Here is a 9,675-nt window from a genome sequence, read left to right as displayed (position 1 = left end):
ATTCCTAAAATAAAATCGAAATAAGAAAATTAATTAAATAAAAAAATCTCAAGCATCTGCTCGAGATTTTTTATGATATGAATTAAGGTAAATTATTTTTTCATTACTTTTTTCGTAACATCTTTACCATCAATAGTAGTTTTTAAAATATAAGTTCCTGTAGGTAAAGAAGAAATATTGATTTGTTTCATATCAGAATCAAGAACTTTTTGTCCAGCCATATTGTATAAAACAGAAGCAGTTACTTTTCCTTTACTTTCTATATTGATAACATCTGAACTTGGGTTTGGATATATATCAAATTTTACTGTATTAACTTCTGTAGTAGCTAATTTAGGTAAAGAAATAAGGAAAGAAACAACACCTTCATCGGTTTTGCCTAAACCAACAATTTTAGTTCCATCTTTAGACATTCCTAGAGGTAATGCGAATGTAATACCTAAATCATCATAACCAAGAGATTTTACATATTCATTTAATTCAACTCGTCCTGTTTTTTCAGTCCAAATAAATCCTTCCCCCATGAATGCAGGTCCAGGCCAAGGTCTATAAAAACCTACAATAACGCTACCGTCAGTATTTATTGCTGTTGCAGCTCCATTAAAATAGAATCCTTGTTTAGGATGTTCTATCAATTGTACGCCTGTTTCTTTACTGTAACGCATAGCTACATCTTCTCCCGTTGCTCCAATCATCCATTTTCCATTACCAGAAACTCCTGCTAATTCAAGAACTTCATATCCGTCTTGATCTAAAACTTGATGTCTTTCACCATTCTCCCAGTAAACACCCCAACGGTCAAAGTCAGTATCGTGCCAACCAACAACAATTTTACCATCATCACTAATTCCATTCGCACGAGAATAATACTCGCCATCAGTTTTTAAATCTGTAAATCCAGTTGCTTCGTTCCACACAATACCATGAAAACTTCCGTCTTTAGTAGCACCTAATCCCGAAATATATTTTCCATCAGCACTCATTCCCCAAACAGAACTTGTTTCGTTATCTGAAACTCCCCCAAGTCCGCCTAGATATTTCCATGTGTCAGATTCGATATCATAAATAGACATTTGGTTTACACCTGTTTCAGGTTTAGCAACCATTACAGCAATTTTATTACCATCAGCAGTAACCAATGGATGCCCTGAGTTTGAAGTGTCAGAAGCAATTTCTCCTAATAAATGAATACCTTTTTCTGGTGTCCAATAAAAATTATTATCAACTGTGTTTAATACTACAACTTTTCCATTGTCTGATACGCTGTATGCAGTTTGACCATCTCCAACAACATAAACTTGTGCATTAACAAAGCTTGTTCCCCCAATTAAAGCTGATAATACAGCTAAACTTTTAAGTTTTGAGTAAATTTTTTTCATAATGAATTTCTGTGTTAATTAATTTGAATGATAAATTTAGACTTTATTAACTGAGGATGATTTGTTTTGGATAAAGTTATATTGTTTTCTTTAATTACGAAGAATAAAACATTGATTAACATAACTTTACGTGTATTGTTAGTTAAATGATTTTAAGGAAATTCTTTGAATTGATTTGAATAATTTTTATTAAAAATATTATAGTAATAAATAAACAAGCCAGAAATTAATTTCTGGCTTGTTAAATATTGATTAATAAAATTTACTTTTTAATAATTTTTTTAGTGTTTTCATTTCCATCAATAATTGTTTTTAGAACGTAAGTACCTTTAGGTAGATACGAAATATTAAGTTGTTTTTCATTAGAAGAAAGAACTTTTTGTCCAGTCATATTATATAATATTGATGAAGATAATTTTCCTTTTGTCTCAATGTTTATTATATCACTTGTAGGATTAGGAAAAACAGAATATTGAACTTTATTTACTTCTGAAGTTCCTAATTTAGGAAGAGAAATCATAAAAGAAACTGCTTCTTCAGTTGTTCTTCCTACACCGACAATTTTTGTTCCGTCTTTAGATATTGCATAAGGTAAAGAAAAGGTAATTCCTAAATTATCATATCCTAGATTTTTTACATATTCATCTAAACTGATTTTTCCTGTTTCTTTTGTCCAAATAAATCCATCACCCATCATTGCAGGTCCAGGAAATTCTCTGTAATATCCAACAATTACACTTCCATCATAATTTGTAGCTGTAGCCGCTCCAACATAAAATGGATCTGCATTAGAATCTTCAATTAATTGTACTCCAGTTTCCTCGCTCCATTTCATTGCATATTCAAATTGAGAACCTAATAACCATTTTCCGTCTCCCGAAACAGAACTAATTTCGTAAACAGGATTTCCATTATTGTCTTTTATTAAATGTTGTACTCCATTTTTCCAATAAGCTCCATATCTGGCTCCATTTTTATCATCTTGCCATCCTGCAATCATTGTTCCGTCTTCACTTATTGCATTTGCTCTAGATGCTGATTTTGGAGTAGTCGAGCCTAAATCAACTAAACCAGTTTCTTTTGTCCATTTAACAGCGTGACCATATCCGTCGGATGTACTTGCGATTCCAACTATTGCCGATCCATTTCCTGTCATTCCCCATACAGAACTTGTTTCACTATCGACAATTTTACCAAGACCTCCTAAATAATTCCACTCATCTTTTTCTAAATTATAAGTAGCAATTTGATTAATACCTGTTTTGGGATCAACTACATTAGTAGAAATTATTTTTCCGTCAGCTGTAACTGTAGATACACCACCATTATAACTTCCTGGTACTATTTCTCCTAATTGTTGGACACCTTTGTCTTTTGTCCAATAATAGTTATTGTCCAATCCAAAAAGAACAACAACATTTCCATCATTTGATACACTTGTAGCATATTCTCCATTCCCAATAACATAAACTTGTGCATTAGTTTTATTACTAGCTAACATAAATACACCCATGGTTAAACCAATAAGCTTGAAGTAAATTTTTTTCATTATTTTAAAGTGTTAATTCATTGAATTATAAAATTATATTTTATTCTCAATCAATTGCTGTTTAGTTATGTATGTAAATGTTTATTCTGAAATAATAAAGTTTAAAGTGTTTATTATTAATAAGTTATTTTATTAATTGTAAAAATGCTTTTAATGAATATTCTTTTATTTAGTGAATCATAGAAAAGTAAATAATTTATAAAAGTGAATGTTTATAGATCATTGAAGTTGTTAGCATTAAATAGTTATTAGATGATTAATTATTTTTTTTCTCAAAAATTTTATTCTTTTATGTATTATTGGTTTACTTTTTGTGTAATTCGTGGCAGTTAAATTAGGCAATAAACAAAAGGTACACTATTTTTGAAGTATGCGACTTTCTACAAAACAAAAGTTTTTTCAATACATTAAAAAATCATTTAATTTTTTTCAAAACTTGTTGAATCTATTAAAATTGGTTTTAACAGAGCGACAATTTTTGTATTTATCGTGTATTTTAGTAGCTATTTCATCTGCTTTTGCAGTGATTGTGCTAAAAACTTTTGCGCACAATGTTTTTCAATTTACTATTTATATTAATAATTTAGTCAAACTACCTTATATCAATAGTATATTGCCAATTATAGGTATTTTGTTGACGGTTTTTGTAGTACAGAAATTTTTGGATGGTTCGATAGAAAAGGGAACTTCTCAAATTATGATTGCTGTAGCTAAAAAGTCTGGAATAATGCCTAAAAAACAGATGTATGCTCAGATTTTAACGAGTTCCTTAACAGTTGGTATGGGTGGTTCGGCTGGTTTAGAATCCCCAATTACAATTACTGGTGCAGCTTTTGGTTCTAATTATGCACAATATTACAGATTCAAATACAAAGAAAGAACACTTTTGTTGGCTTGTGGTGTTGCAGCTGGTATTGCGACAGCATTCAATGCGCCAATTGCAGGTGTTTTGTTCGCGATAGAAATTGTATTAGCGGATATGAGTGTTACTGCTTTTATTCCTTTATTGTTATCTTCTGCAACAGGAGCTTTAATTGCTAATTTAACTTTAAAAAGCAATATGTTATTATCCTTTCGTTATGCGTTAGGATTTGATTATCATAATGTTATTTTCTATGTGATTTTGGGTGTTTTAGCGGGGTTTGTTTCAGTTTATCATGCTCGNNTAGGGAATTATTCGGATAATGTATATTGGCGAGCGATTGTTGGTGCCGGAAGTTTAGCAATATTGATTTTCTTCTTCCCAACATTATTTGGTGAAGGTTATGAGAGTATAAAATATTTAGCAAATGATGAAGCTGGTTTTATCTTAAATAATTCATTGTTAGAGAGTTTTAGAACGAATCAATGGATAGTTTTAGGATTTGTTTTTGTCACAATTTTAATCAAATCTATTGCAACAGGTTTAACTTTAGGAAGTGGAGGAAACGGAGGAAACTTCGCACCTTCGTTATTTGTTGGGTCATATCTTGGTTTTTTTGTTGCAAAATTCTTTAACTTGATTGGTTTCAAAGAAGTTCCTGTTGGTAATTTTACAGTTGTTGGAATGGCAGCTGTTTTAAGTGGATTGTTTCACGCCCCATTAACAGCGATTTTCCTAATAGCCGAAATTACGGGAGGTTATGGATTGATTATTCCTTTGATGATTGTTTCTTCGATAAGTTTTGCAATTTCAAAACGATACGACAAATATTCGATGGATATATACGCAATAGCAGAAAAAGGAATTGTTTTTACATCTGATAAAGACCGAAATTTGTTCAATAAAATTGATTTGTTTTCGATTTATATCAAGAATATCAAAACATTGACAGTTTACAATTCAATTGAAGATATAAAAGAAATTTTTTCTACTACAACACAAGACTTTATTCCAGTTCTAAACGAAGATAAATCGATTCATGGAGTTATAGTTTTAGATAATATTCGATCATTTATTTTTAATGATAATATTGATAAAAGCTACTTAGAATGTATTACAGAAGCAACTTCGACATCTATTTTTACGAATGCTGCAAACGTGATGAAAATGATGGAAGCAAAAAAAATAGATTATATTTTACTCACTAAAAAAGGTAAATTTGAAGGTTATGTAACGGAAAGTTTATTATTAGAAAGTTATCGAAGTAATTTGAATAAGTTGAGAATTGAATAATTGTTTCTTAATCATCATTATCTTTAAAAATCAACTCAAAATTTTCATATTTCTTTTTTAAGCGCTGTTTCGATTTTTTGACTGAATCTGCAGAAATTCCTAAGATTTGAGAAATTTCTAAATTGTTCAAGCCTAATTTTAACAAGTAAATAGTTCTCAAATTAGATTCAGTTAAAGATGGGAAATTTTGAGAAAGATACTTTACAAAATCGTTTTGTTCATGGGCAAAAATATTCTTGAAATTACCCCAACTTTCGTCCGTCATCAAATGCGAATCTAAGAGATTAACTAATTCATTATATTGTTTTTCTTTGTTTGTGGCACTTGAATTAGAAATCGAATTGATTTCATTCTTTAATGTAACTATTTGTTTATTCTTTTCAGACAGATAAGTTTTATATGATTCTAAAGTTTGAGCAGTTTTATTTAATTTATTTTCAGACTTAAGTTTATCATTTTGAATAGATAATATTTTATTGTCGTATGTGGAATTTTGTATTTTTATTTTTCTACGATAAGAAATTATTACAACTAAAATGATGATGATTAATAGAAAAGAAATAAGAAATAATGCATTTTTTAGGATGGTTGTTTTTTCTTGTTTTGCTTTTTCTGCTTCATATTTAAAGTTAAAATTCTCTTGTTGAATTTTCCAATTAATTTCATTAATCACATTTTGACCATCTGTTTTTTGCAATTCTAATTCCAATTCATCCAATTTTCTTCGGCAAAGTAACTCCTCATTGGTGTTATTGTTTTTTAAAGCAATTTCTAATAAGATTTTATAAATATCATATTCAAAACTGTTCAAATAAATTTTTTGAGAAGCATAATCTTTTGCTTCATTCAAAATTATTTTAGCATCATCAATTCGATCTAATTGCAAGTACAATTTTCCCAATTGAATATTAGCATACATTAAATTTCTAGCGTTTTTTAATTTTTTAGAAATTTCAATATCTTTTTTCAAATTATCAATCGCTAAATCGTACTGTTTATTGAGAATATTTATAGACGCAATATCACCTAAAGCTTTTGCATATCGAATTTCATCCTTATTTTGAATTGCATATTCTTTTGTTAACTCGAAGTAATTATTTGCTTTGTTAATATTATTTTTATTCATAAAAACATGACCTATCGCATTCAGAATTGTTCCATATTCATCGTCTTTTTTGTTGGTATATTTTAAAGCTAACAAAAGATATTTTTCACTTTTATCAAACTCTTTTACATTCATAAAGTAAAATGCATTCTTTTTGTAAACATCACTTTTAGAGAAAATATCCTCATCTTTTGTTAAGTCAAGAAGTTTTGATGCTTCCATAAAATATGGATAAGCATTTTGATATTGACTAAAATTATAATAGTAATACCCGAATTGTGTGTTCACCCAAATTTGTAATTCTGGAGAGTTAACATTTTTTGAAACTTTCAATGCAGATTCAAATAACGAATTACTTTTTTTGTTTAATTTATCGTTGGTTTGCGCATAAAGATTAGCTAAATAAACTTGATAAATTGATTTTAGACTTTTTGATAAAAAAGAAGTTGATGAAATATCTAATTTCTTGAAATTATTTTGCAATTGAATAGAATCTGTCACATTTTTATTCTGTTCGATGATTTTTTCAATAAGAATTCTTTCATCATTTTTATTAATTGAACTAAATGATGATAAAAATAAAAAAGGAAAGAGTAGGAGCGTAAAAAAAATAGAAACTTTCAATATATTATTTTTTCAAATATAGACCGAAAAAATTGTAAATCTTAACAAAAATTCGAATTATTTCGATGATTTAATATGTTTTCAAATATTTGATATTTAATCGAATACGAAATGTCCCCCCAGTTGTCCCCCCCTAAATTGTGTATTTATTTTTTTAATTATCTATTTTTGAATTAAGTATCTCGAAAGATTACTAATCTATCATCAAACTATTAATTAAAAACTTTACACTCTCGACTACTTAAACCTATTTATAAATCCAATTATCAAATTTATCTCCTCCGTAATGTATGTTATGGAGGAATTTTTTTTGAATTTTTTTCTTTGTAATTTAGTTTCATATTTTAATTAGAAAAGAACGGATGAGAAAAATAAATTACTCGGTGTTAGATTTGGCTTATGTGAGAGAAGGGGATACATTAAATCAAACGTTCAAAAACACGTTAGATAACGCAAAATTTGTCGACGAAATAGGATATAGTCGTTATTGGCTATCCGAACATCATAATATGCAAAATGTTGCGAGTGCGGCAACTTCTTTATTAATAGGTTATGTAGCAAATGGAACTTCAAGAATTAAAGTTGGTTCGGGAGGAATCATGTTACCTAATCATACTGCTTTATCTGTTGCAGAACAGTTTGGAACATTAGATGCACTTTATCCAAATCGTATTGATTTAGGTTTAGGTCGTGCGCCAGGAACAGATCAATTAACGGCGTCTATTTTGCGTAGAGGCGATAATTTTATGAATTACGATTTTGAAGCTGAAATCAAAAATCTACAAAACTATTTTAGTTTAGATAATAAAGAAAGTAAAGTGCGTGCGATTCCTGGAGAAGGAGCAAATGTGCCGATTTATATTCTAGGATCAAGTACGGATTCGGCTTTTTTGGCGGCTAAATTAGGTTTGCCTTATGCATTTGCGGGGCATTTTGCGCCACAACAATTTTATAATGCGATAGAGATATATCGCTCTCAATTTCAACCTTCTGAATTTTTGCAAGAACCATATACGATTGCTTGTGTCAATGTAATTGCGGCGAATACAGACGAAGAAGCGCATTATTTATCGATGTCGATGTACCAAGGATTCTTGAATATTATTACCGATAAACGTCAACCAATTGTTCCACCAGAAAAAACACAGTTAGAATTAGCTTCGCCTGAGCAAAAATATATGCTAAAAGGAATGACAGCTTTGTCTTTTATTGGAAGTAAAGGTGCATTGGCGCAGAGTTTTGATGAATTTATTTTTGAATCTAAAATTGATGAAATTATGGTTTCAACAAATGTTTTTGATCAAAAAGCAAAACGAAAATCGTATCAAATTGTAAGTGAATTGTTTCGTTAAATGAAATCAAAGAAGTCAATCTCAAAGTTCAATTATTATTCAATGTTTGTTGATCAATTCAAAGATCAATTGACGATTGTTTTGATGCTAAATCTTGTTTTATTTTTTATTGCAAACCATTGGAGTTACCTTGTTCCAGAAGAATTTTTGTTTGTAAGTCACAAAGATATTTTTGGCTTATTTAGAGAACAATTTGTGTTGAACGAATTTTTCGAGGTGTTGGCTTATACTTTTTTGGGCGCTTTATTTATCCATTTCGGAACATATAAAATGAATAAAATTTGGATTTTTAGGCTTAACGCGTTGCTTTTAGTAATTGTTTCCACTTATTTTTGGACAATTCCTTCGTTGCAAAGTGCTGAGATTGTTTTACAAAAAGGTCATCCTTATTTTATTGCGGCGATTCTTGGTCAAATTCTTTTGTATTTAATTGTCGGAATCGAATTTTTAGGTTCAATCAAAAATAAAAGAAAACAACCCAAAATCAATCATTCTTAGTTATATTTGCCAAAACTTAATTTTTACAAAAATCAAACTATGTACTCATTTGATAAATTTCACGAATTAATTGCCGAAACAATTGATAAAAATCCATTTTCTAAAAATCCAGAAGAATTATACGAACCGATGGATTACATTTTGAATATTGGTGGTAAAAGAATTCGTCCAATTTTGACTTTATTGGGAACTGATTTGTTTGATGGTGAAGTTGAAAAAGCATTGAAACCTTCGTTAGCGATTGAGTTTTTTCATAATTTTTCGTTGATGCACGATGATATTATGGATAATGCCTCATTAAGAAGAAGTAAACCAACAGTTCACGAAAAATTTGGATTAAATACAGCGATTCTTTCTGGTGATGCAATGTTGGTAAAAGCGTATCAATATTTAGAAGATTTAGAACCAGAATTATTTAAAAGTTCGACAAAATTATTTTCTAAAACTGCTTTAGAAGTCTGTGAAGGACAACAATTGGACGTGAATTATGAAACAAAATTGAATGTTTCGTACGATGATTACATCAATATGATTTCTTTAAAAACGAGTGTTTTACTTGGTTGTGCTTTGAAATTAGGTGCAATGATTGGAAATGCTTCGGAAGAGGATTCGGATAAATTGTACCAATATGGTTTGAATTTAGGAATCGCGTATCAATTGAAAGATGATTATTTGGACGTTTTTGGTAGCCTTGAACATTTAGGTAAAAAACACGCTGGAGATATTTTCGAAAATAAGAAAACGATTCTTTACATTTCTGCTTTAGAAGCGGCAAACGAAGAAGAAAAAGAGGAATTATTATATTGGTATAGTTCAAATACAGATAATATTGATAAGGTATATGCGGTAGAAAAATTATTCAGAAAACTGAATGTAAACCGTAAACTTTCGACATTAATTAGAGAATATACAAATAAAGCGCACAGCTATTTGGATCAAATTGATGTTCCAGAAGAACGCAAATCTTATTTGAGAGAATTAAGCGAAGTTTTAATTGATCGACAAGGATAAAA

The 9,675-nt window shown here is 29.5% G+C and carries 7 protein-coding genes; 4 read left to right on the top strand and 3 right to left on the bottom strand.

Annotation, left to right across the window (positions count from 1 at the left end; translation table 11 throughout):
• Positions 1-92: 92 nt before the first annotated feature.
• A complete protein-coding gene (locus tag B4H69_RS07185; RefSeq protein WP_180904658.1) occupies positions 93-1,379 on the bottom strand; it encodes a T9SS type A sorting domain-containing protein in 1,287 nt (428 codons plus the stop codon).
• A 262-nt stretch (positions 1,380-1,641) separates the two neighbouring features.
• Positions 1,642-2,928 carry a T9SS type A sorting domain-containing protein gene (locus B4H69_RS07180; protein WP_180904657.1) on the bottom strand — a complete coding sequence of 429 codons (1,287 nt, stop codon included), beginning with the start codon at positions 2,926-2,928 and terminating at the stop codon, positions 1,642-1,644.
• 370 nt (positions 2,929-3,298) lie between these two features.
• On the opposite strand from B4H69_RS07180, the gene B4H69_RS07175 reads away from it, so the two are divergent.
• Positions 3,299-5,083, top strand: coding sequence for a chloride channel protein (locus B4H69_RS07175; RefSeq protein WP_291093296.1), 1,785 nt, complete (start codon positions 3,299-3,301; stop codon positions 5,081-5,083).
• A 7-nt stretch (positions 5,084-5,090) separates the two neighbouring features.
• Here the strand turns inward: B4H69_RS07175 and B4H69_RS07170 are convergent, their stop codons facing one another.
• Positions 5,091-6,812 carry a transcriptional regulator gene (locus B4H69_RS07170; protein ID WP_180904655.1) on the bottom strand — a complete coding sequence of 574 codons (1,722 nt, stop codon included), beginning with the start codon at positions 6,810-6,812 and terminating at the stop codon, positions 5,091-5,093.
• A 362-nt stretch (positions 6,813-7,174) separates the two neighbouring features.
• Here B4H69_RS07170 and B4H69_RS07165 point away from each other — a divergent pair, with 362 nt between their 5' ends.
• The 3 genes from B4H69_RS07165 to B4H69_RS07155 are packed head-to-tail and all read left to right on the top strand — an operon-like array spanning position 7,175 to position 9,673.
• Positions 7,175-8,164 (top strand): LLM class flavin-dependent oxidoreductase, encoded by a 990-nt coding sequence (locus B4H69_RS07165; RefSeq protein ID WP_180904654.1) that lies wholly within the window; start codon positions 7,175-7,177, stop codon positions 8,162-8,164.
• A 42-nt stretch (positions 8,165-8,206) separates the two neighbouring features.
• Complete coding sequence (locus B4H69_RS07160; protein ID WP_280046326.1) at positions 8,207-8,662, top strand: hypothetical protein; 456 nt, start codon at positions 8,207-8,209, stop codon at positions 8,660-8,662.
• A gap of 39 nt (positions 8,663-8,701) precedes the next feature.
• On the top strand, positions 8,702-9,673 hold the full coding sequence (locus tag B4H69_RS07155; protein ID WP_280036151.1) for a polyprenyl synthetase family protein: 972 nt from the start codon (positions 8,702-8,704) through the stop codon (positions 9,671-9,673).
• Positions 9,674-9,675 lie beyond the last annotated feature (2 nt).

Origin of the sequence: Empedobacter sp. UBA6745 (assembly GCF_002453775.1) — a bacterium.
GTDB classification, from domain to species: Bacteria; Bacteroidota; Bacteroidia; order Flavobacteriales; family Weeksellaceae; genus Empedobacter; species Empedobacter falsenii_C.
Note: the sequence above shows the minus strand (reverse complement) of the source record. Positions and strands in the feature narration are given on the sequence as shown.

What these genes read in the sequence shown, in the direction of transcription:
- B4H69_RS07160 (WP_280046326.1), top strand. Translation starts at nt 8,207, where the DNA reads ATGTTTGTTGATCAATTCAAAGATCAATTGACGATTGTTTTGATGCTA.
- B4H69_RS07165 (WP_180904654.1), top strand. Translation starts at nt 7,175, where the DNA reads ATGAGAAAAATAAATTACTCGGTGTTAGATTTGGCTTATGTGAGAGAA.
- B4H69_RS07185 (WP_180904658.1), bottom strand. Translation starts at nt 1,379, where the DNA reads ATGAAAAAAATTTACTCAAAACTTAAAAGTTTAGCTGTATTATCAGCT.
- B4H69_RS07155 (WP_280036151.1), top strand. Translation starts at nt 8,702, where the DNA reads ATGTACTCATTTGATAAATTTCACGAATTAATTGCCGAAACAATTGAT.
- B4H69_RS07180 (WP_180904657.1), bottom strand. Translation starts at nt 2,928, where the DNA reads ATGAAAAAAATTTACTTCAAGCTTATTGGTTTAACCATGGGTGTATTT.